Genomic DNA, 21,667 nt, shown 5'->3' with positions numbered 1-21,667 from the left:
CGAGGTGACGAGGTGACGCCGATGCGCGCGCTCTGGAAGCCGGACGCCGGTCCGGGACTGATCATGACCGAACGACCGGTGCCGGTCCCCGCCACGGACGAGGTGCTCGTCCGGGTGCTCCGCACCGGGATCTGCGGGACCGACCTGCACATCGAGCGGTGGGACGACTGGGCCGCGTCGGCCGTCTCCGCACCGCTCGTCCCCGGGCACGAGTTCTCCGGCGAGGTGGTCGAGGTCGGGTCCGCCGTCCGCGACGTCGCCGTGGGGGACCGGGTCTCCGGTGAGGGCCACATCGTGTGCGGCACCTGCCGGAACTGCCGGGCCGGCCGCCGCCAGATGTGCATCCGCACGAAGGGCGTCGGCGTGCAGCGGGACGGCGCCTTCGCGGAGTACCTGACGCTTCCCGCCGCGAACGTCTGGGTGCACCACACCGACGTCGACCCCGAGGTCGCCGCGCTCTTCGACCCGCTCGGGAACGCGGTGCACACGGCGCTCGCGTTCCCCCTCGTCGGCGAGGACGTGCTCGTCACCGGCTGCGGTCCGATCGGGCTCATGGCGATCGCCGTCGCACGGCACGCCGGCGCCCGGTTCGTCGTCGCCACCGACGTCAGTGCGAACCGGCTCGCCCTCGCCAGGACGATGGGCGCGGACCTCGCCGTCGACGTGTCGGACGCCGGCGCCGGACGTGGGGCGGCGACCGCCGGGTCGCAGGACGCGGTCGGGGCCCTCCGCGACGCCCAGCAGCGGCTCGGCATGCGCGAGGGCTTCGACGTCGGCTTCGAGATGTCCGGCGCGCCCACGGCCCTGCCGGCGATGGTCGAGACGATGAACCACGGCGGCCGGATCGCGATGCTCGGACTTCCGTCCGGGCCGATCGCGGTCGACTGGGGGAAGGTCGTCACGCACATGCTCACCGTGAAGGGGATCTACGGCCGCGAGATGTTCGAGACGTGGCAGACCATGAGCAGCATGCTGCAGACGAGCGCGGCGCTCCGCGGTCGGATCGGCTCGCTCGTGTCCGGGCGCTTCCCGGCACGGGACTGGCAGCAGGCGTTCGCCGCGGCGGCGAGCGCGGACGGCGGCAAGGTCGTCATCGACTGGACGGAGGCGTGATGTACGGCGCGATCAAGGACCACCTGCAGGCAGAGCTCGCGGGCATCGAGGCGGCGGGGCTGACGAAGCGGGAGCGCGGCATCGCCGGCCCCCAGCGCGCGGCGATCGAGGCCGGCGGAACGGAGCTGCTGAACTTCTGCGCGAACAACTACCTCGGGCTCGCGGACGCCCCGGAGCTCGTGGACGCCGCGAAGGACGCCCTCGACCGCTGGGGGTACGGGATGGCCAGCGTGCGGTTCATCTGCGGCACGCAGGACCTGCACCTCGAGCTCGAGGAACGGGTCTCCGGCTTCCTCGGCACCGAGGCGACGATCCTGTACTCGTCGTGCTTCGACGCGAACGGCGGGCTGTTCGAGGTCCTGCTCGGTCCGGAGGACGCCGTGATCTCCGACGAGCTGAACCACGCGTCGGTCATCGACGGCATCCGGCTCAGCAAGGCGCGCCGGTTCCGGTACCGGAACCGGGACACCGCCGACCTGGAGGCGCAGCTCGCCGCCGCCGCGGACGCCCGGTTCCGCCTCGTGGTCACGGACGGCGTGTTCTCGATGGACGGGTCGATCGCACCGCTGGCCGAGATCTGCGATCTCGCGGAGCGGTACGACGCCCTCGTGGTCGTGGACGACTCGCACGCCGTCGGGTTCGTCGGCGCGCACGGACGGGGCACGCCCGAGCTGTGCGGGGTCGCGGACCGGGTGGACGTCCTGACCGGGACGTTCGGCAAGGCACTCGGCGGGGCCTCGGGCGGGTACGTCTCCGGCCGCCGGGAGATCGTCGACCTGCTGCGCCAGCGTTCCCGGCCGTACCTGTTCTCGAACTCGCTCGCCCCGGTGATCGCCGCGGGCACGGTGGCGGCGCTCGACCTGATCGAGCGATCGGACGACGCCCGCGCCCGGCTGGCCGCGAATGCCGCGCGCTTCCGGTCGTCGATGACCGACGCCGGGTTCGAGCTGCTGCCCGGGGAGCACCCGATCGTCCCGGTGATGTTCCACGACGCGGCGCGCACGGCCCGGATCGCCGACGAGATGCAGGCCCGCGGGGTCTACGTCACGGCGTTCAGCTACCCGGTGGTCCCGGAGGGGCGGGCACGCATCCGGGTGCAGCTCTCCGCCGCGCACACCCCCGAGCAGGTCGACCGTTGCGTCGAGGCCTTCGTGGCCGCACGCGCAGCCGTCCCCGCCTGACGATCCCCTCGCAACACGCAACGTCGGCGGTTCCTCGCAGCGGAGTACCGCTGCGAGCAACCGCCGACGTTGCGTTTCGCGGGCCGGCCCCGGGGCCAGGCCCAGGAGGCAGGCCCCGGAGGTCAGGCGCCGACGGGCGTCCGGCGACCGCGCGGGAACACGACGCCGAGGGCGACCATGCCGATCGCGAGCACGAGGTGCAGCCAGTTGTCGGCCCAGTTGAGCGGCACGAAGTTCGCGCCGGACATCGTGCCGGCGGTGAACAGCCCGTACACCCAGAGCACGAAGTAGACGACCCCGCCGATCACGAGGTACATGCGGGAGCCGGTCGCCCGGTTCGCCGCGAGCAGGCCGACGACGCCGAACAGCAGGTGCACGATGTTGTGCAGCACCGAGACCTGGAAGATCCCGAGCAGCATCGCCATCGAGCCGTGTCCGGCACCGCCGAGGTCGCCGGAGGTCAGCCCGGGCACGAACCCGGCGATCCCGACGAGCAGGAAGACGATGCCGACGACCAGCGCGACCTTCTGGATCGACGAGCCGGCGTAGCGGTTGGTGGAGGTGGTCACGTCACTCATGACCCGGACGCTACTCAGCGGGCTCGCAGCGTGTTCGGGGATCCGCGATGCCCGCGCGCGTCGGACACCTCGGCCCGTGGGACGATGGAACCCATGCGCCTCGTCGTCGCCGGCAGCCCCGCTGCGGCCGTCCCCTCCCTCCGTCGCCTCGCGGCGTCCGACCACGAGATCGCCGCCGTGCTCACCCGGCCGCCGACACCGCAGGGCCGGAAGCGCGTCCTCACGCCGACCCCGGTCGCGCAGGTCGCGGCGGAACTCGGCCTGCCGGTGATCGAGGCGACGCGGGTGGACGACGACGTCACTGCGCGCCTGGTCGGCCTGCGGGCCGACCTCGGGGTCATCGTCGCCTACGGTGCACTGCTCCGCCGCCCGGCCCTCGACGCGCCCCGGCTCGGCTGGGTGAACCTGCACTTCTCCGACCTGCCGGCGTACCGCGGTGCCGCCCCGGTCCAGCGCGCGGTGATGGCCGGCGACACCCGCACCGCCGCGACGGTCTTCCAGCTCGTCGAGGCGCTCGACGCCGGGCCCGTGTACGCGAGCGACCCGTTCGACATCGACCCCGAGGCGACCGCGGGCGAGGTCCTCGCCGCGATGGCCGACCGCGGTGCCGAGACCGTCCTGCGCGTCGTCGACGCCCTCGCAGCGGGCACCGCCGTCGCCCGCGAGCAGGTCGGCGAGCCGACCCTCGCCCCGAAGACGACGATCGCGGACGGGCGGATCGACTTCACCGCGCCTGCTGCCGTCGTGCACGCCCGCCTCCGCGGCGTGACGCCCGAACCCGGCGCGTTCGCCCACCTCGGCGAGACCCGCGTGAAGCTGCTGCGCAGCACTCGGGCAGCGGGGGCGAGCTCCGCCGTCCCGCGGCTCGCGCCCGGCGCGCTCGGGCTGGTCGACGGTCGCCTGCTCGTCGGCACCGCGGACGAGCCCCTCGCACTGCTCCAGGTGCAGCCGGCCGGCAAGCAGGCGATGGACGGTGCCGCCTGGGCACGCGGCCTCGGCGCGCTGGACGGGAAGGTCCTGTCGTGAGCCCCGCGCAGCAGCGCCGCGGCCCGCGCACGGTCAGCGCCCGTCGGGTGGCGTTCGACGTGCTCCGCGCTGTGCAGGTCGACGACGCCTACGCGAACCTGCTCCTGCCGACCCGGATCCGCCGTGCCGGCCTGTCCGCCCGCGACGCCGCGTTCGCCACCGAGCTGACCTACGGGTCGATCCGGATGCTCGGCCGGTACGACGCGATCATCGGCGTCGCCTCCGGCCGTCGTGTCGACAACGTCGAGTCCGACGTGCTCGACGTGATGCGGCTCGGGGTGCACCAGCTGCTCGGGATGCGCACCCCGACGCACGCCGCCGTCTCCGCGACGGTGGAGCTCACCCGCGAGATCGGTGCCCGCCGTGCCACGGGCTTCGTCAACGCCGTGCTCCGCAAGGTCGCGGCCCGCGCCGACGACGAGTGGGACGCGCTCATCACCGAGGGCCGGGGTGGCGACGCCCTGCTCGCGACGCGCTGGTCGCACCCGGCCTGGGTGGTCGCAGCGCTCCGGGACGCCCTCGCCGCCGAACGCTCCCGGGACGAGCTCGCCGCGCTCCTGGCCGCCGACAACGTCGCACCGCGCGTGCAGCTCGTGGCGCTGCCGGGCCTCGCGACGGCCGAGGACGTGCAGGCGGCCGAGGACGTGCAGGCGGCCGAGGCCGTGCCGGACCCGGCCACGTCGGCGACCGAGGACGACCAGGCGACGCAGGACGAGCCTCCCGTCAGTCCGCAGCGGGACGAGACGGACGCGCGACCGGTGTCCCCGGTGGGCATCCGCGGGACGACCGGCGACCCTGCGCGCGTGCCGGGCGTCACGGCCGGTCGGCTCCGTGTGCAGGACGAGGGCTCGCAGCTCGCCGCCCTCGCGCTCAGCCGGTCCTCCGCCGTCCGGGCGGGGGAGCGGTGGCTCGACATGTGCGCCGGGCCGGGCGGCAAGGCCGCGCTCCTCGCCGCCGAGGCAGCGCAGGGCGGTGCGACCCTGGTCGCGAACGAACTCGTGCCGGCGCGTGCCGGACTGGTGCGGAAGGCCCTCGCGACCGTCGCCGGCGACGACGTCGTGACCGTCGTCGAGGGTGACGGGCGTCGCTTCGGCAAGCCGGGCGACGAGCGGTTCGACCGCATCCTGCTCGACGCGCCGTGCACCGGACTCGGCGCCCTCCGTCGTCGGCCCGAGGCACGGTGGCGGAAGCAACCGGAGGACGTCCCCGAGCTCGCGGCGCTCCAGGCCGAGCTGCTCGACGCGGCCGTCCGGGCCCTGGCCCCCGGCGGAACGCTCGCGTACGTCACGTGCTCGCCGCACCTCGCCGAGACGCGCGGGCAGGTCGACGCGCTCATGGCAAGGCACGGCGGCGTGCTCGAACAGCTCGACACCGCCGGGGTCGTGCGCGCCGTCGCCTCCAGGGACCCGCAGGTCGCGGACGGCCGCACCGTGCAGCTCTGGCCGCACCGGATCGGCACCGACGCCATGTTCGTCGCGCTGTTCCGCCGCACCGCCTGACGACGGGCGGCGGCGGGGCAGCGCGGCGACGTGCCGGCGGCCAGCAAGCAGCGGCCGCGCGGGCGTCGGTAGGGTTGTGCGGTGACCATCCGCATCGCGCCGAGCATCCTGTCCGCCGACTTCGCGAACCTCGAGCGGGAGCTGCACCGCATCGAGAGCGCCGACCTCGTGCACGTCGACGTGATGGACAACCACTTCGTGCCGAACCTGACGCTCGGCCTGCCGATCGTGCAGCGCCTGCAGGAGGTCTCGCCGGTCCCGCTGGACGTCCACCTGATGATCACCGACGCCGACACGCAGGCGCCGAAGTACGCCGAGACGGGCGCTTCGAGCGTCACGTTCCACTTCGAGGCCGCCGCGGACCCGGTCGCCACCGCGGCCGCGATCCGCTCGAACGGTGCCCGTGCCGCGGTGGCGATCAAGCCCGGGACGCCCGTCACGCAGGTCCTGCGCCACCTCGACGCCTACGACATGGTGCTGCTCATGACCGTCGAGCCGGGCTTCGGCGGCCAGTCGTTCATGCCGTCCGTGATGCCGAAGCTCGCGGACGCCCGCGCCGCCGTCGACGCGTCCGGGCTCGACGTCTGGCTCGAGGTGGACGGCGGCATCGCCGTCGACACCGTCCCCGAGGCGGTCCGGAGCGGCGCGGACACGCTCGTCGCCGGATCGGCGGTCTACGGCGGCGAGCCGGCGCAGCGCATCGCGGACCTGCGCGAGGCAGCAGCGGCGGCACGCGCGTGACGCGGACCGACCACGTCGACGACGTGACCGGCGAGCCGGCGGCGATCCGTGCCTCCCGTCCGGACGGTGCGTCGGCGGGACCCGCGCAGGACGGTAGCCTGGTCCCCGTGAAGACGTTCGACGACCTGTTCGCGGAGCTGACCGAGAAGGCGCGCACGCGCCCCGAGGGCTCCGGCACCGTCGCCGAACTGGACGCCGGCGTGCACCAGATCGGCAAGAAGATCGTGGAAGAGGCCGCCGAGGTCTGGATGGCGGCCGAGTACGAGGGTGACGAGCGCACCTCGGAGGAGATCTCGCAGCTGGTCTACCACCTGCAGGTCCTCATGGTCGCGAAGGGGCTCACCCCGGCGGACGTCTGGCGACATCTGTAGGCAGGCGCGTCGCGCACCGAGCGCCACCGCCCCCGCAGCCGTCCCGACCTCCAGCAGAAAGCAGACCACCTGATGCTCCGCATCGCCGTGCCCAACAAGGGCTCCCTGTCCGAGACCGCGTCCGAGATGCTCAAGGAGGCCGGGTACGCCGGTCGCCGCGACCCGAAGGCGCTGCACCTGCTCGACGAGCGCAACGGCGTCGAGTTCTTCTTCCTCCGGCCCCGGGACATCGCCACGTACGTCGGTTCCGGCGCACTCGACGTCGGCGTCACCGGCCGCGACCTGCTCCTCGACTCCGGGTCGGCGGCGCACGAGGTCGACGCGCTCGGGTTCGCCGACTCGACCTTCCGCTTCGCGGGCACGCCCGGCCGGTTCACCGAGCTGCAGGACCTCGAGGGCGTCCGGGTGGCGACGAGCTACCCGGGCCTGGTCGGCGAGTTCCTCGCCCAGCACGGCGTCACGGCGACCCTGGTGAAGCTCGACGGCGCGGTGGAGAGCGCGGTGCGTCTCGGCGTGGCCGACGCGGTCGCCGACGTCGTCTCGACGGGCAGCACGCTCCGCGCGGCCGGCCTCGAGATCTTCGGCCCGGTCATCCTCGAGTCGACCGCGCTGCTCATCTCGACCGACGAGACCATCCCGGGCATCGACGTCCTCCGCCGCCGGCTGCAGGGCGTGCTCGTCGCCCGCGGCTACGTGATGCTCGACTACGACATCCCGACGGGCCTGCTCGAGCAGGCGACCGCGGTGGCGTCCGGCATCGAGTCGCCCACGGTGTCGCCGCTGCACGACCGTGACTGGTCCGCCGTCCGCGTGATGATCCCGCGCGAGGACGCGAACCTCATCATGGACGCGCTCTACGACCTCGGCGCCCGGGCGATCCTGGTCAGCCCGATCCACGCCGCACGCCTGTGAACGCCGCGGCCGAAGGCACGGAGCCGACCGGCAGCCCGGAGCCGACCGCCGCGACCGGCGGTGTCGCGGTCCGGGTCATCCCGTGCCTCGACGTCTCCGGCGGCCGAGTCGTCAAGGGCGTCAACTTCCTCGACCTGCAGGACGCCGGCGACCCCGTCGAGCTGGCCGCCCGCTACTACGAGCAGGGCGCGGACGAGCTCACGTTCCTGGACGTCGGCGCCACGGTCGAGAACCGCGCGACGATGTACGAGACGGTCACCCGCACCGCCGAGCAGGTCTTCATCCCGCTCACCGTCGGCGGCGGGGTCCGGAGCGTCGACGACGTCTCCCGCCTGCAGCAGTGCGGCGCGGACAAGATCGGCGTGAACAGCGCCGCGATCGCCCGCCCGGCCCTGGTCGGCGAGATCGCGGACCGCTTCGGCGCACAGGCGGTCGTGCTGTCGCTCGACGTCAAGCGGAGCGACCGGATGCCGTCCGGGTTCGTCGTCACGACGCACGGCGGGCGGACCGAGTCCGACCTCGACGCGATCGCCTGGGCGCGCGAGGGCGTCGAGCGTGGCGCGGGCGAGCTCCTCGTGAACTCGATCGACGCCGACGGAACGAAGAACGGCTTCGACCTCGAACTCGTCGCCGCCGTCCGCGGGGTCTCCGCGGTCCCCGTCATCGCCTCGGGCGGCGCCGGTCACCTCGACCACTTCGCCCCGGCGGTCGACGCCGGGGCCGACGCGGTCCTCGCGGCGAGCGTCTTCCACCGGGGTGAGATGACGATCGGCGACGTCAAGTCGGCGCTGCGCGCCGCGGGTCACCTCGTCCGCTGAGGCCCCGGTCCCGCGGTCTGCCGCCCCACGGCCGGACGGGAGGCGCGTGGCGGGCCCGCCACGATCCTCCCGTCCGTCCGTCCGTCCCCTCGACCGACCGGCGCGGTCCCACCACCGACCGGCCCGGACCACGCCGTAGGCTAGGAGCCTCATGACCGACAGCACCGACACCAGCACGGAAGCGGTCCTCGACCGCGCGCGGTTCGGTGCGGACGGGTTGCTCCCCGCCGTCGTGCAGGAGGAGTCCACGAAGGACGTCCTCATGCTCGGCTGGATGGACCGCGAAGCCCTGCGCCGCACCCTGACCGAGGGGCGGGTGACCTTCTGGTCCCGCTCGCGCCGCGAGTACTGGCGGAAGGGCGACACCTCCGGGCACGCCCAGTACGTGCGCGCCGCGGCCCTGGACTGCGACGACGACACGCTGCTCGTGACCGTGCACCAGGTCGGCGCCGCGTGCCACACCGGCGCGCACCGGTGCTTCGACGTGGACCCCCTCGACCCCGTGACCGCGACCGCACCGGAGGCCACGCGATGAGCACCTCGACCAGCACCACGCGCTCGGACTTCGACGCCCTGCTCGACGGCCACCGGGTCGTGCCCGTCGTCCGCGCGCTGTACGCCGACAGCGAGACCCCGGTCGGGGTCTACCGCAAGCTCGCGGACGGCCGCCCCGGCTCCTTCCTGCTCGAGTCGGCGGGGCAGGGCGGCCTCTGGTCGCGCTGGTCGTTCGTCGGCGTGCGGAGCTTCGGCGTGCTCACGCAGGAGGGCGACCGTGCCGCGTGGATCGACACCGGCATCCCGGCGTCGCGCGCCGTCGGGTCGCTCGACGGCGCCCCGCTCGAGGTGCTCGCGCGGCTGCACGAGCGCTGGGCGACCCCGCGCGTCCCCGGGACGCCGCCGCTCGTCGGCGGGACCGTCGGGTTCATCGGGTGGGAGGCCGTCCGGCAGCTCGAGCACCTGCCGAACGTGCCGGACGCCGACTTCGACGTGCCCGGTCAGGCGCTCGCCTTCGTGTCCGAGCTGGCCGCGCTCGACCACCGCACCGGCCTCGTGCTGCTCGTCGCCAGCGTGCTGAACGACGGCACCGACGACGCCGACACGATGTGGCAGGACGCGCAGTCCCGGCTCGACCGGATGCAGGCCGACCTGGTCACGCCGAGCGTCGCCACCGTGGCCGAGGCGTTCGAGATCGCCGAGCCGACGCCGCGGCACCGCTCGACGCCGGACGAGTACATGGCCTCGGTGGTGCGGTCGAAGGACTTCATCCGCGACGGCGACGTGTTCCAGGTGGTGATCTCGCAGCGGTTCGACCACGACGTGACGGCCGACCCGCTCGACGTCTACCGGGTGCTCCGGACGCTCAACCCGAGCCCGTACATGTACTTCCTGTCCCTCGCGGACACGGCCGACGAGCGGTTCTGGATCGTGGGTGCCTCGCCCGAGGCCCTCGTGAAGGTCCAGGACGGTCGGGCGATCACCCACCCGATCGCCGGGTCGCGGCCCCGCGGGGCGACCCCGGTCGAGGACGTCCGGCTCGGCGACGAACTGCTCGCCGACCCGAAGGAGCGCGCCGAGCACCTGATGCTCGTCGACCTCGCCCGGAACGACCTGCAGAAGGTGTGCGAGCCGGGGTCCGTCGCGGTCACGGAGTTCATGACCGTCGAGCGCTTCAGCCACATCATGCACCTGGTGTCGAGCGTCGAGGGGGCTGTGCGTCCCGGAGCGTCCGCGATCGACGTCTTCCGTGCGACCTTCCCGGCCGGCACGCTCTCCGGGGCACCGAAGCCGCGCGCCCTCGAGATCATCGACGAGCTCGAACCGGCGAAGCGCGGCGCCTACGCGGGCGTCGTCGGGTACTTCGACTTCGCCGGTGACGCCGACCTGGCCATCGCGATCCGCACGGCGCTCATCAAGGACGGGGTCGCCCGGGTGCAGGCCGGCGCCGGGCTCGTGGCGGACTCCGACCCGCACACCGAGCACGTCGAGGCGGTCAACAAGGCCGCGGCCCCGCTGCGCGCCGTCGCGACCGCCAACCGCATGCGCGAGGTCCGGTCGTGAAGCCCTCCCGACCGATCACCGTCGTCGCCGGGCTCGCCGTCGCGGGCATCGTGATGCTCTCGTGGACGCAGACCTGGTTCACGGTGCACCTGCACGCCGGGACGGCCGTCGTGTCCCGGGTCGTCGCCGACGGGGCCGCCGCGGTCCCGCAGTACACCGCGCTCGCCATCGCGAGCCTGGCGCTCTTCCTCGCGCTGACGATCGCGGGGCGGGTGCTCCGCGTCGTGCTCGGCGTGGTCGAGGTCCTGCTCGGCGCGGGTGTCGTCGCGGTCGGCGTGAGCGCGTTGGCCGACCCGGTCGCCGCGGCGAAGGGTGCCGTGGGCGAGGTCGCCGGCGTGAGCGACATCGACGCGGTCCGCCGGGCGGTGTCGAGCGTCGACGTGACGCCGTGGCCGCTCGTCGGGATCGCCGGGGGCGTCCTCGCCGTGCTCCTCGGCGTTGCCGTCCTGGTCCTGCAGCGGTCGTGGCCCGGGCCGAGCCGGAAGTACGGCGCGGCGACCGCGGGTGCGGCGGCCGACGCCCGTGCGGCGGCCCCGACCGTGCGCGACGCCGTCACCGACTGGGACGACCTCAGCGCGGGCGACGACCCGACCGTCCTGGACGAGGCGTCCACGACCGACACGGTAGGATCGGAGCGGCGCCGATCGGATGACGGCGCCGGAGCAGAACGAGGAGCACCGTGAGCAACACTGAGCCCGCAGAACTCGGCGAAGGCCACTCGCCCGCCGCCTGGACCGCCGTCGTGATCATGCTGATCGGGTTCGCGGCCGGGACGCTGTTCTTCTGGTTCGACCTGGCGTGGGGCGTCTGGGCCTCCGCCGCGGTCGTGGTCGTCGGGCTCATCGTCGGTGCCGTCATGAAGCGCGCCGGCTACGGCGTCGACGGCCCGAAGTTCGTCCCCAAGCACCACGCGGAGTAGTCGTGCCGAACGTGCTCGAGACCCTCGTCGCGGGTGCCCTCGAGGACGCCGCCGCCCGTCGCCTCGACCGTCCGTACGCGGACGTCGAACGCGACCTCGACCGGGTGGCATCGCCCCTCGACGCGCTCGACTTCCTCGCCCCGGGTGACCGCGTCAAGATCCTCGCCGAGGTCAAGCGCGCGAGCCCGTCCCGCGGCTCGATGGCCACCATCGAGGACCCGGCCGCCCTGGCCGCCGACTACGAGCGCGGTGGCGCCTCGACGATCAGCGTCCTGACCGAGGGACGGAAGTTCCTCGGCAGCCTCGCCGACCTCGAGGCCGTCAAGGCGCGCGTCGGCGTCCCGGTGCTGCGCAAGGACTTCATCGCGGACCCGTACCAGGTGGTCGAGGCCCGCGCCGCCGGCGCCGATCTCGTGCTGCTCATCGTCGCCGCCCTCGACCAGGCCCGGCTCGTCGAGCTGCACGACCTGGCCGAGCAGCTCGGCATGCGCGTCCTGGTCGAGGCGCACTCCGCGGACGAGGTCTCGCGTGGCCTCGACGCCGGTGCGCGCATCCTCGGCGTGAACGCCCGCGACCTGACCGACTTCTCGCTGGACCGCGACCTGTTCGGGTCGCTCGCCGACCGGATCCCCGACGGGGTCGTCCGCGTCGCCGAGTCCGCCGTCGCCGGTCCTGCCGACGTCGCGCACTACCGCGCCGCAGGTGCCGACGTCGTCCTGGTGGGGGAGGCGCTCGTCACGGGCGCGGACCCAGCCGCCACCCTCTCGTCGTTCATCGACGCCGCGGACGGCCTCGGCCGCCCGCGGGTCTGACCGACACCGTCCCCATCGGCAGCCGTCCACCCGACGGCGCACGCCGACCCCATCCGGGAGACCCATCGTGACCTCACTGCGTGACCTGCACGGACCGTACTTCGGCGACTTCGGCGGACGCTTCGTCCCCGAGTCGCTGGTCCTCGCCCTCGACGAGCTCGAGACGGCCTTCCGCGAGGCCTGGGCGGACCCGGCCTTCCGCGAGGAGCTCGACACGCTCCAGCGCGAGTACACCGGGCGTCCGTCGATCATCACCGAGGCGCCCCGGTTCGCGAAGCACGCCGGCGGTGCCCGGATCCTGCTCAAGCGCGAGGACCTCAACCACACCGGCTCGCACAAGATCAACAACGTGCTCGGTCAGGCCCTCGTCGCGAAGCGCCTCGGCAAGACGCGCCTCATCGCCGAGACCGGCGCCGGCCAGCACGGCGTCGCGACGGCCACCGCTGCGGCGCTCTTCGGCATGGACTGCGTCGTCTACATGGGCGCGGTGGACACCGAGCGTCAGGCGCTGAACGTCGCCCGGATGCGACTGCTCGGCGCCGAGGTGATCCCGGTCGAGACCGGATCGCGCACGCTCAAGGACGCGATCAACGACGCCCTGCGGGACTGGGTCGCCAACGTCGAGTCGACGCACTACCTGCTCGGCACGGTCGCGGGCCCGCACCCGTTCCCGGAGATGGTCCGCGAGTTCCACAAGGTGATCGGCGAAGAGGCCCGTCAGCAGGTCCTCGACCGTGTCGGTCGCCTGCCGGACGCCGTCGCCGCGTGTGTGGGCGGCGGGTCGAACGCGATGGGCATCTTCGAGGCGTTCCTCGACGACGAGTCCGTCGAGCTCCACGGCTACGAGGCCGGCGGCGAGGGCATCGAGACGGGGCGGCACGCCGCGAGCATCTCGCTCGGCCGCACCGGCGTGCTGCAGGGCACGATGTCCTACCTGATGCAGGACGAGGACGGCCAGACCATCGAGAGCCACAGCATCTCGGCCGGTCTCGACTACCCGAGCGTCGGGCCCGAGCACGCCTACCTCGCGTCGATCGGTCGCGCCACGTACGAGCCGATCACCGACACCGAGGCGATGGAGGCCTTCCGGCTCCTCAGCCGCACCGAGGGCATCCTGCCGGCGATCGAGTCGTCGCACGCCCTGGCCGGTGCGATCAAGCTCGGCAAGCAGCTGGGTCCGGACGGCGTCATCCTGATCAACCTGTCCGGACGTGGCGACAAGGACGTGGCGTCCGCCAGCCGCTACTTCGGGATCCTCGACGAGAACGCGGTGCAGCTGTGACGAACCCTGAGACCACCCGATCGGTCGCCGCGACGATCGACGCCGCCAACACCGAGCGCGCTGGCGCCGTCGTCGGGTACCTGCCCGCCGGGTTCCCGGACCTGCAGACGAGCGTCGACGCGGCGGTCGCCCTCGCCGAGAACGGCGTCGACGTCATCGAGCTCGGCCTGCCGTACTCCGACCCCGTGATGGACGGCCCCGTCATCCAGCGCGCGGCTGAGGAGAGCCTGGCGAACGGCTTCCGCGTCGCGCAGGTGTTCGACGCCGTCGCGCAGATCACGAGCCGCGCGGACGTGCCGGTGCTCGTCATGACGTACTGGAACCCGGTGCTGCGCTACGGCGTCGACCGGTTCGCTGACGACCTCGTGGCCTCCGGAGCGTCCGGTCTCATCACGCCCGACCTCATCCCCGACGAGGGACGCGCCTGGATCGACGCCTCCGAGCGCACCGGGCTCGACCGTGTGTTCCTCGCGGCGCCGTCCTCCACCGACACCCGGATGCAGCAGGCGGTGCAGGCGAGCCGCGGCTTCGTGTACGCGGTCTCCACGATGGGCGTCACCGGTGCCCGCGTCGGCGTCGACACGGCGGCGCGGACGGTCGTGTCGCGGCTCCGCGACGCGGGCGTCGCCCGGACCTGTGTCGGTCTCGGCATCTCGACGGCCGACCAGGTCACCGAGGTGCTCGAGTACGCCGACGGTGCGATCGTCGGTTCGGCGTTCGTGCGTGCGCTCGCGGACCTCGGCGTCCAGGGCGTCGCGGACCGTGCGGCCGACCTGACGTCGGGTGCCGTGCGCCGCTGAGCGCGCAGGCGCGCAGCGCCGCGGCTCCGCCGCCCCGGACGGGAGGCACGGTGCGGGTGACCGACGTCGGTCACCCGCACCGTGCCTCCCGTCCGTCACAGTTCCCACAGGACGGGCCGCAGCGTTCCTGACGGGCGCGGTTCCCGCGCTACAGTGATCGGGGCCGACCCGGCGTCGGTCCCGCGGACGCAGAGCACCGAAAGGCGACAGCACCTCCATGCCCCTCCTGAGCATCCCGAGCCCGAGCACGGCCTGGCAGTACTTCGACCTGACGGCCTGGCTCCGTGACGTGTTCGGGTTCTCGCTGCCCCTCGACTTCCGCATCCACGCCTACGCGATCTGCATCCTGCTCGGGATCGTCGCCGCCGTGGTGCTCGCGAACCGCCGACTCAACGCCCGCGGCGTCGAGCGCTGGATCATCATCGACATCGCGATCTGGGCGGTGCCGTTCGGCATCATCGGCGGGCGCCTGTTCCACGTGTTCACCCACGTCAGCGACTACTTCGGCCCGGGCCGCGACCCGCTGTCCTTCCTCTACATCTGGGAGGGCGGTCTGGCCATCTTCGGCGCGATCATCCTCGGCTCGGTCGGGGCGTGGATCGGCTGCCGCCAGGTGGGCCTGCGCTTCACGACCCTGATCGACGCGATCGCGCCCGGCGTGCTGCTCGCCCAGGCGTTCGGGCGGCTCGGCAACTACTTCAACCACGAGCTCTTCGGCATGCCGACGAACCTGCCGTGGGGCCTGCAGATCGAGTCGTCGAACCCGGCGTTCCCGAAGGGCCTGCCCGAGGGCACGCTGTTCCACCCGACGTTCCTCTACGAGATCATCTGGAACGTCTGCGGCGTCGTCGTGATCCTGCTGCTCGACAAGCGCTTCCGCCTGCAGTGGGGCAAGGTCATGGCGCTCTACCTGATCTGGTACGGCACCGGCCGTTCCGTGCTCGAGTCCATCCGCGTCGACACGAGCGAGACGTTCTTCGGAATCCGGACGAACGTGTGGGCGTCCTTCGCCGCGATCCTGATCGGCATCATCGTCTTCATCGTCCAGACGCGGCGACACACCGGCAAGGAACCGAGCCCGTACGCCCCGGGACGCCAGCCGCGTCGGACCTCCGATGTAGACTCGGACGACACCTGGTCGGAACACGACGACGACGCTCCGGCGGCCGTCACGGGCTCCGATCCGGTGCCGGCAGGCGGGTCCGCGAAGTAACGCGGCGCCCACCAGCCGACACGAGCAACAGCACCACCCAACCCGCCGCACGGTCGACACCCGCCGATCACGCGGACCCGCTGCACCGGCCGGCGTCGTCACCATCGACGCCGCGACCACGCACGTCGTGAGCGCACACCCTCGACGACGTGCACGGGCACCAGTCCCGCCCGCTCGGGCGGAACGCACCACCGGGCCACCGACGTCCCTGTTCCACTTCCTCGTGAGGACGGTTCCCCATGGCGCTCCAGCCACACCCGACCCCCGCCCAGGCCGCGCAGCGTGCATTCGGCCAGCGTGCACTCGGTCAGCGTGCGACCGACGCACTCCTGCCCGCGCACCGGCGGTTCTCCGCCGTACCGGACGCGACCGGCGCGTACGACCCGGCGAACGAGAAGGACGCCTGCGGTCTCGCGATGGTGGCGACCCTGCGCGGGACGGCCGGCCACGACATCGTCGACGCCGCACTCGGTGCACTGCGCAACCTCGAGCACCGCGGTGCCGTGGGATCGGACGCGGGCACCGGCGACGGCGCGGGCATCCTGTGCCAGGTGCCGGACGCGTTCCTGCGCGACGAGGTCGACTTCGAGCTGCCGGCAGCGGGGGAGTACGCGGTCGGGACGGCCTACCTGCCGACCGACGACGACGAGCGGCACGCGGTGCAGGGTGCCGTCGAGCGGATCGCGCGCGAAGAGGGGCTCCGGGTGCTCGGCTGGCGTCCGGTGCCGGTCCGCCCCGAGGTCCTCGGCACGCTCGCCCGCGCGGCGATGCCGGCGTTCGAGCAGCTCTTCGTGGCGTCCACCCGGCACGACGTGCACGGTGCCGCGTGGAGCGGGATCGCCCTCGACCGTCAGGCCTTCCGCCTCCGCAAGCGCGCGGAGCACGGGCTCGAGGTCTACTTCATGTCGCTGTCGAGCCGGACCATGGTCTACAAGGGCATGGTCACGACGCTCCAACTCGAGCCGTTCTACCCGGACCTCAGCGACGAGCGGTTCGCCTCGAAGCTCGCGATCGTGCACTCGCGCTACTCCACGAACACCTTCCCGTCGTGGCCGCTCGCGCAGCCCTTCCGCACGCTCGCCCACAACGGCGAGATCAACACCGTCCGCGGCAACCGCAACTGGATGCGCGCCCGCCAGTCCCAGCTCGAGAGCGAGCTGCTCGGCGACCTCGCACCGCTGCTGCCGATCGTCAGCCCCGGCGCGAGCGACTCGGCGTCCTTCGACGAGACCCTCGAGCTGCTCGCCCTGACCGGGCGGAGCCTGCCGCACGCGGTCTCGATGATGGTGCCGGAGGCCTGGGAGAACCAGGTCGGCATGGACCCCGACCTGCGGGCGTTCTACGAGTACCACTCGATGCTCATGGAGCCGTGGGACGGCCCCGCCGCGATCACGTTCACCGACGGTGCGATCGTCGGCGCCACGCTCGACCGCAACGGCCTGCGTCCCGGCCGGTTCCTCGTCACCGACGACGGCCTGATCGTGATGGGGTCGGAGACCGGCGTGCTCGACGTGCCGCCGGGCAAGGTCGTCCGCAAGGGCCGCCTGCGCCCCGGTCGGATGTTCGTCGTGGACACCGAGGCCGGTCGGATCATCGAGGACGACGAGGTCAAGCGCGACCTCGCGGCGTCCGGACCCTGGGCCCAATGGCTCGACGAGGGCCGGATCAACCTGTCCGACCTGCCCGACCGCGAGCACATCGTGCACACGCCCGCGTCGGTCACCCGCCGCCAGCGCGCCTTCGGCTACACCGAGGAAGAAGTCCGCATCCTGCTGCGGCCGATGGCGCAGACCGGCGCCGAGCCGCTCGGTGCGATGGGCTCGGACACGCCGATCGCGGTGCTGTCCGAGCGCCCCCGTCTGCTGTTCGACTACTTCACGCAGCAGTTCGCGCAGGTGACGAACCCGCCGCTCGACTCGATCCGCGAGCAGGTCATCACCTCGATGGGCATGGGCCTCGGCCCGGAGCGCAACCTGCTCGACGCCGGCCCCGAGCACGCGAAGCAGATCACGCTCGACTTCCCGGTCATCGACAACGACGAGCTCGCGAAGATCCAGCACTTCGAGACGGCGTCCGGTCGGCACCTCACCGTGACGATCAAGGGCCTGTACCGCGTCGACGCCGGCAAGAAGGCGATGCAGAAGCGCATCGCCGCGGTGTGCGACGAGGTCGACGCGGCGATCGAGTCCGGCAAGCAGTTCATCGTGCTGTCCGACCGCGACGGCAACGCGGAGCAGGCCCCCGTGCCGAGCCTCCTGCTGCTCGCCGCCGTGCACCACCACCTGATCCGGACCGAGCAGCGCATGAAGGTCGGGCTGATCGTCGAGGCCGGCGACGTGCGCGAGGTCCACCACGTCGCGACCCTGATCGGCTACGGCGCGTCCGCGATCAACCCGTACCTGGCGATGGAGACGTGCGAGAACCTCGTGCGCTCCGGGATGATCACCGGGCTCACCCCTGAGCAAGCCGTCAAGAACGTCATCAAGGCGCTCGGCAAGGGCGTCCTGAAGATCATGTCGAAGATGGGCATCTCGACGGTCTCCAGCTACGCGGGCGCCCAGGCGTTCGAGGCGGTCGGGCTCAGCCAGGAGTTCGTCGACAAGTACTTCACCGGCACCTCGTCGATCCTCGGCGGTGTCGGGATCGAGGTCATCGCGAAGGAGAACGCCGAGCGCCACGCCCAGGCGTACCCGCAGGACGGCGCGGTGCTCTCGCACGAGCGCCTGCAGACCGGCGGCGAGTACCAGTGGCGCCGCGAGGGACCGCCGCACCTGTTCAACCCGGACACGGTGTTCCGCCTGCAGCACGCGACGCGCGCCCGCCGGTACGACATCTTCCGCGAGTACTCCCGGGCGGTCGACGACCAGTCCGAGGACCTCATGACGCTCCGCGGGCTCTTCCGGTTCCGCCACGGCGTCCGGCAGCCGATCCCGCTGGACGAGGTCGAGCCGATCGAGTCGATCGTCAAGCGGTTCAACACCGGTGCGATGTCCTACGGCTCGATCTCGCAAGAGGCGCACGAGACCCTCGCGATCGCGATGAACCGCCTCGGTGCCCGCTCGAACACGGGCGAGGGCGGCGAGGACGTCGAGCGCCTGCTCGACCCGGAGCGTCGCAGTGCGATCAAGCAGGTCGCCTCCGGCCGCTTCGGCGTCACGAGCATGTACCTGACGCACGCCACCGACATCCAGCTGAAGATGGCGCAGGGTGCGAAGCCGGGTGAGGGCGGCCAGCTCCCGCCGACGAAGGTGTACCCCTGGGTCGCGCGGACCCGGCACGCCACCGCGGGCGTCGGGCTCATCTCGCCGCCGCCGCACCACGACATCTACTCGATCGAGGACCTCAAGCAGCTGATCTTCGACGTGAAGCGGGCGAACCCGTCGGCGCGCGTCCACGTCAAGCTCGTGAGCCAGTCCGGCATCGGCGCGGTCGCCGCCGGTGTCACGAAGGCGCTGGCCGACGTCGTGCTCGTCTCGGGGCACGACGGCGGCACGGGTGCCTCCCCGCTCAACTCGTTGAAGCACGCCGGCACCCCGTGGGAGATCGGCCTGGCCGAGACGCAGCAGACGCTCATGCTGAACGGCATGCGCGACCGCGTCGTGGTGCAGGTCGACGGGCAGATGAAGACCGGGCGCGACGTGGTCGTGGCCGCGCTGCTCGGGGCAGAGGAGTACGGCTTCGCGACCGCACCGCTCGTGGTCGAGGGCTGCATCCTCATGCGGGTCTGCCACCTCGACACGTGCCCGGTGGGCGTCGCGACGCAGAACCCGGAGCTCCGGAAGCGCTTCTCGGGCAAGCCCGAGTTCGTCGTGAACTTCTTCGAGTTCATCGCTCAAGAAGTCCGCGAGCTCCTCGCCGAGCTCGGCTTCCGCAGCCTGGACGAGGCGATCGGCCAGGTCGACGCGCTCGACACCGACCGTGCCGTCGAGCACTGGAAGGCGTCCGGTCTCGACCTCGCGCCGGTGCTGCACGGCCCGGAGTTCGCTCGCGACGAGCCCCGTCGCCACCTGCGCGACCAGGACCACGAGCTCGACGAGCACTTCGACGTCCGGCTGATCCACGAGACCGCCGACGTGCTCGAGCACGGCGGGTCGATCGCGCTGGACCTGCCGATCCGCAACACGGAGCGCGCCGTCGGCACGATGCTCGGGCACGAGGTCACGCTCCGCCACGGCGAGCACGGCCTGCCCGCCGGGTCGATCGACATCACGCTCCGCGGGTCCGCCGGGCAGTCGCTCGGTGCGTTCCTGCCCGCCGGCATCACGCTCCGGCTCGTGGGCGACAGCAACGACTACGTCGGCAAGGGGCTGTCGGGCGGCTCGATCGTCGTGCGCCCGGACTCGGAGTCCGCGTTCGAGGCGTCCGAGAACGTCATCGCGGGCAACGTCATCGGGTACGGCGCGACCCAGGGCAGCATGTTCATCCGCGGCGTCGTGGGCGAGCGCTTCCTGGTCCGGAACTCCGGGGCGACCGCGGTCGTCGAGGGTGTGGGCGACCACGCGCTCGAGTACATGACCGGCGGTCTGGCGCTCATCCTCGGCGAGACCGGCCGGAACCTCGGCGCAGGCATGTCCGGTGGCACGGCGTACGTCCTGGGGCTCCGTCGCGAGCACGTGAACACCGACGCCCTGGCGACCGGCGAGCTCCGACTCGAGGAGCTCGACAGCGCCGACGTCGAGATCGTCACGGACCTGCTCCGGCAGCACCACGACGAGACCGGGTCGACCGTGGCGGGCGACCTGCTCGAGTCCGGCGACCTCAGCGCCTTCGTGAAGGTGCTGCCGCGGGACTACGCCGCCGTGCTCGAGACCCGCCAGCAGGCCGTCGACGAGGGGCTCGACCCCGACGGCGACATCGTTTGGAACCGCATCTTGGAGGTGACCGGTGGCTGACCCGAAGGGCTTCCTCAAGGTCCAGGAGCGCGAGCTCCCCGCACGACGACCCGTCCCCGTCCGCCTCATGGACTGGAAAGAGGTCTACGAGCAGCAGGAGTCCGGCGCGCTCAAGCGCCAGGCCGGCCGCTGCATGGACTGCGGCGTCCCGTTCTGCCACCAGGGTTGCCCGCTCGGGAACCTCATCCCCGAGTGGAACGACCTGACGTGGCGCGGCGAGGGCCGCCAGGCGATCGAGCGCCTGCACGCGACCAACAACTTCCCGGAGTTCACGGGTCGGCTCTGCCCGGCACCGTGCGAGGCGTCCTGCGTGCTCGGCATCAACCAGCCGCCGGTCACGATCAAGCAGGTCGAGGTCTCGATCATCGACGAGGCGTTCCAGAACGGCTGGGTCACACCGCACCCGCCGGAGCGCCTGACCGGCAAGACCGTGGCGGTCGTCGGGTCCGGCCCCGCCGGCCTCGCCGCCGCGCAGCAGCTCACGCGCGCCGGCCACACCGTCGCCGTCTACGAGCGCGACGACCGCATCGGCGGCCTGCTCCGCTACGGCATCCCGGACTTCAAGATGGAGAAGCGCCAGATCGACGCGCGCCTCGCCCAGATGCAGGCCGAGGGCACCCGCTTCCGCGCAGGCGTCGAGATCGGCGTCGACATCACCTGGGACGACCTGAAGTCCCGGTACGACGCGGTCGTCGTCGCGACCGGCGCGACCGTCCCGCGCGACCTGCCGATCCCCGGCCGCGACCTGGCCGGCGTGCAGTACGCGATGGACTACCTCGTCCAGCAGAACAAGACGAACGCGGGCACCACGGTCGACAACCAGGTGACCGCCGAGGGCAAGCACGTCGTCGTGATCGGCGGCGGCGACACCGGCGCGGACTGCATCGGCACGGCGCACCGGCAGGGCGCGCTGAGCGTGACGAACCTGGCCATCGGCAAGCAGCCGCCGCTCGAGCGTCCGTCCGACCAGCCGTGGCCGATGTTCCCGACCGTGTTCGAGGTCTCCAGCGCCCACGAGGAGGGCGGCGAGCGGCACTACCTGGCGTCGACCGTCGAGTTCCTCGGGAACGCCGCGGGCGAGGTCCGGGCGCTCCGGGTCGCCGAGACCGAGTACGTCGACGGCCGCCGCGTCCCGAAGAGCGGCACCGAGCGCGAGATCCCCGCCGACCTCGTCCTCATCGCGATGGGCTTCACCGGCCCGGAGACCGAGACGCTCGAGCCGCAGCTCGGGCTGCCGACCACGCCGTCCGGTGCGGTCGCACGCCAGGCCGACTACTCCACCAACGAGCCGGGCGTGTTCGTCGCCGGGGACGCCGGCCGCGGACAGTCGCTCATCGTCTGGGCGATCGCCGAGGGCCGCGCCGCCGCCGCGAAGGTCGACGAGTACCTCGAGGGCTCGACGATCCTGCCGGCACCGGTGAAGGCCACCGACCGTGCCATCTCGGTCTGACC

Annotated in this window: 19 protein-coding genes; 18 read left to right on the top strand and 1 reads right to left on the bottom strand. The window is 72.5% G+C overall.

What is annotated here, in order from left to right; translation table 11 throughout:
* The first annotated feature begins 21 nt into the window (after positions 1–21).
* Together tdh and LQK89_RS09125 are read left to right on the top strand one after the other, a co-directional pair.
* Positions 22–1,113, top strand: coding sequence for an L-threonine 3-dehydrogenase (gene tdh / locus LQK89_RS09130; protein ID WP_231048920.1), 1,092 nt, complete (start codon positions 22–24; stop codon positions 1,111–1,113).
* On the top strand, positions 1,113–2,294 hold the full coding sequence (locus LQK89_RS09125) for a glycine C-acetyltransferase (RefSeq protein ID WP_175326708.1): 1,182 nt from the start codon (positions 1,113–1,115) through the stop codon (positions 2,292–2,294). The genes tdh and LQK89_RS09125 overlap by 1 nt, the downstream gene beginning before the upstream one ends.
* 122 nt (positions 2,295–2,416) lie before the next feature.
* Here LQK89_RS09125 and LQK89_RS09120 read toward each other — a convergent pair whose 3' ends face one another.
* Positions 2,417–2,872 carry a DUF4383 domain-containing protein gene (locus LQK89_RS09120; RefSeq protein ID WP_174778193.1) on the bottom strand — a complete coding sequence of 152 codons (456 nt, stop codon included), beginning with the start codon at positions 2,870–2,872 and terminating at the stop codon, positions 2,417–2,419.
* 93 nt (positions 2,873–2,965) lie between these two features.
* Here LQK89_RS09120 and LQK89_RS09115 point away from each other — a divergent pair, with 93 nt between their 5' ends.
* The 16 genes from LQK89_RS09115 to LQK89_RS09040 all read left to right on the top strand — a co-directional run bounded on the left by LQK89_RS09115 (position 2,966) and on the right by LQK89_RS09040 (position 21,665).
* The gene (locus tag LQK89_RS09115; protein WP_231048919.1) at positions 2,966–3,898 is read left to right on the top strand and encodes a methionyl-tRNA formyltransferase; all 933 of its coding nucleotides are present in this window, start codon (positions 2,966–2,968) and stop codon (positions 3,896–3,898) included.
* Positions 3,895–5,397 carry an RsmB/NOP family class I SAM-dependent RNA methyltransferase gene (locus LQK89_RS09110; protein ID WP_231048918.1) on the top strand — a complete coding sequence of 501 codons (1,503 nt, stop codon included), beginning with the start codon at positions 3,895–3,897 and terminating at the stop codon, positions 5,395–5,397. The genes LQK89_RS09115 and LQK89_RS09110 overlap by 4 nt, the downstream gene beginning before the upstream one ends.
* An 81-nt stretch (positions 5,398–5,478) precedes the next feature.
* On the top strand, positions 5,479–6,138 hold the full coding sequence (gene rpe, locus LQK89_RS09105) for a ribulose-phosphate 3-epimerase (RefSeq protein WP_058742139.1): 660 nt from the start codon (positions 5,479–5,481) through the stop codon (positions 6,136–6,138).
* A 107-nt stretch (positions 6,139–6,245) separates the two neighbouring features.
* Positions 6,246–6,509 carry a phosphoribosyl-ATP diphosphatase gene (locus tag LQK89_RS09100; RefSeq protein ID WP_058742152.1) on the top strand — a complete coding sequence of 88 codons (264 nt, stop codon included), beginning with the start codon at positions 6,246–6,248 and terminating at the stop codon, positions 6,507–6,509.
* Positions 6,510–6,581: 72 nt separating this feature from the next.
* Positions 6,582–7,421, top strand: a complete 840-nt coding sequence (gene hisG / locus LQK89_RS09095; RefSeq protein ID WP_231048917.1) for an ATP phosphoribosyltransferase — start codon at positions 6,582–6,584, stop codon at positions 7,419–7,421.
* Complete coding sequence (gene hisF, locus LQK89_RS09090; protein ID WP_269145893.1) at positions 7,418–8,239, top strand: imidazole glycerol phosphate synthase subunit HisF; 822 nt, start codon at positions 7,418–7,420, stop codon at positions 8,237–8,239. Before hisG ends, hisF begins: the two co-directional genes overlap by 4 nt.
* A gap of 151 nt (positions 8,240–8,390) precedes the next feature.
* Positions 8,391–8,774, top strand: coding sequence for a phosphoribosyl-AMP cyclohydrolase (hisI, locus tag LQK89_RS09085; RefSeq protein WP_058741458.1), 384 nt, complete (start codon positions 8,391–8,393; stop codon positions 8,772–8,774).
* Entirely contained in the window at positions 8,771–10,297 is a 1,527-nt protein-coding gene (locus tag LQK89_RS09080) for an anthranilate synthase component I (RefSeq protein ID WP_231048916.1), read from the top strand. The genes hisI and LQK89_RS09080 overlap by 4 nt, the downstream gene beginning before the upstream one ends.
* Entirely contained in the window at positions 10,294–10,980 is a 687-nt protein-coding gene (locus LQK89_RS09075) for a Trp biosynthesis-associated membrane protein (RefSeq protein WP_231048915.1), read from the top strand. The genes LQK89_RS09080 and LQK89_RS09075 overlap by 4 nt, the downstream gene beginning before the upstream one ends.
* A complete protein-coding gene (locus tag LQK89_RS09070; RefSeq protein ID WP_058741461.1) occupies positions 10,977–11,216 on the top strand; it encodes a DUF6704 family protein in 240 nt (79 codons plus the stop codon). Before LQK89_RS09075 ends, LQK89_RS09070 begins: the two co-directional genes overlap by 4 nt.
* An 11-nt stretch (positions 11,217–11,227) precedes the next feature.
* Positions 11,228–12,028: an indole-3-glycerol phosphate synthase TrpC gene (gene trpC / locus LQK89_RS09065; RefSeq protein ID WP_231050770.1), complete on the top strand. Its 801-nt coding sequence runs from the start codon at positions 11,228–11,230 to the stop codon at positions 12,026–12,028.
* A 67-nt stretch (positions 12,029–12,095) separates the two neighbouring features.
* Entirely contained in the window at positions 12,096–13,310 is a 1,215-nt protein-coding gene (gene trpB / locus LQK89_RS09060; protein ID WP_175326713.1) for a tryptophan synthase subunit beta, read from the top strand.
* Entirely contained in the window at positions 13,307–14,110 is an 804-nt protein-coding gene (trpA, locus tag LQK89_RS09055; protein ID WP_114849960.1) for a tryptophan synthase subunit alpha, read from the top strand. The genes trpB and trpA overlap by 4 nt, the downstream gene beginning before the upstream one ends.
* 217 nt (positions 14,111–14,327) lie before the next feature.
* A complete protein-coding gene (gene lgt, locus LQK89_RS09050; RefSeq protein WP_083520051.1) occupies positions 14,328–15,323 on the top strand; it encodes a prolipoprotein diacylglyceryl transferase in 996 nt (331 codons plus the stop codon).
* Between the two features lie 239 nt (positions 15,324–15,562).
* The gene (gene gltB, locus LQK89_RS09045; protein WP_269145892.1) at positions 15,563–20,215 is read left to right on the top strand and encodes a glutamate synthase large subunit; all 4,653 of its coding nucleotides are present in this window, start codon (positions 15,563–15,565) and stop codon (positions 20,213–20,215) included.
* The gene (locus tag LQK89_RS09040; RefSeq protein ID WP_141861799.1) at positions 20,208–21,665 is read left to right on the top strand and encodes a glutamate synthase subunit beta; all 1,458 of its coding nucleotides are present in this window, start codon (positions 20,208–20,210) and stop codon (positions 21,663–21,665) included. Before gltB ends, LQK89_RS09040 begins: the two co-directional genes overlap by 8 nt.
* Positions 21,666–21,667: the final 2 nt, after the last annotated feature.

The organism is Curtobacterium sp. C1 (assembly GCF_021049325.1).
Taxonomy (GTDB): Bacteria; Actinomycetota; Actinomycetes; order Actinomycetales; family Microbacteriaceae; genus Curtobacterium; species Curtobacterium citreum.
This window is presented reverse-complemented; position numbering and strand designations above follow the sequence as displayed.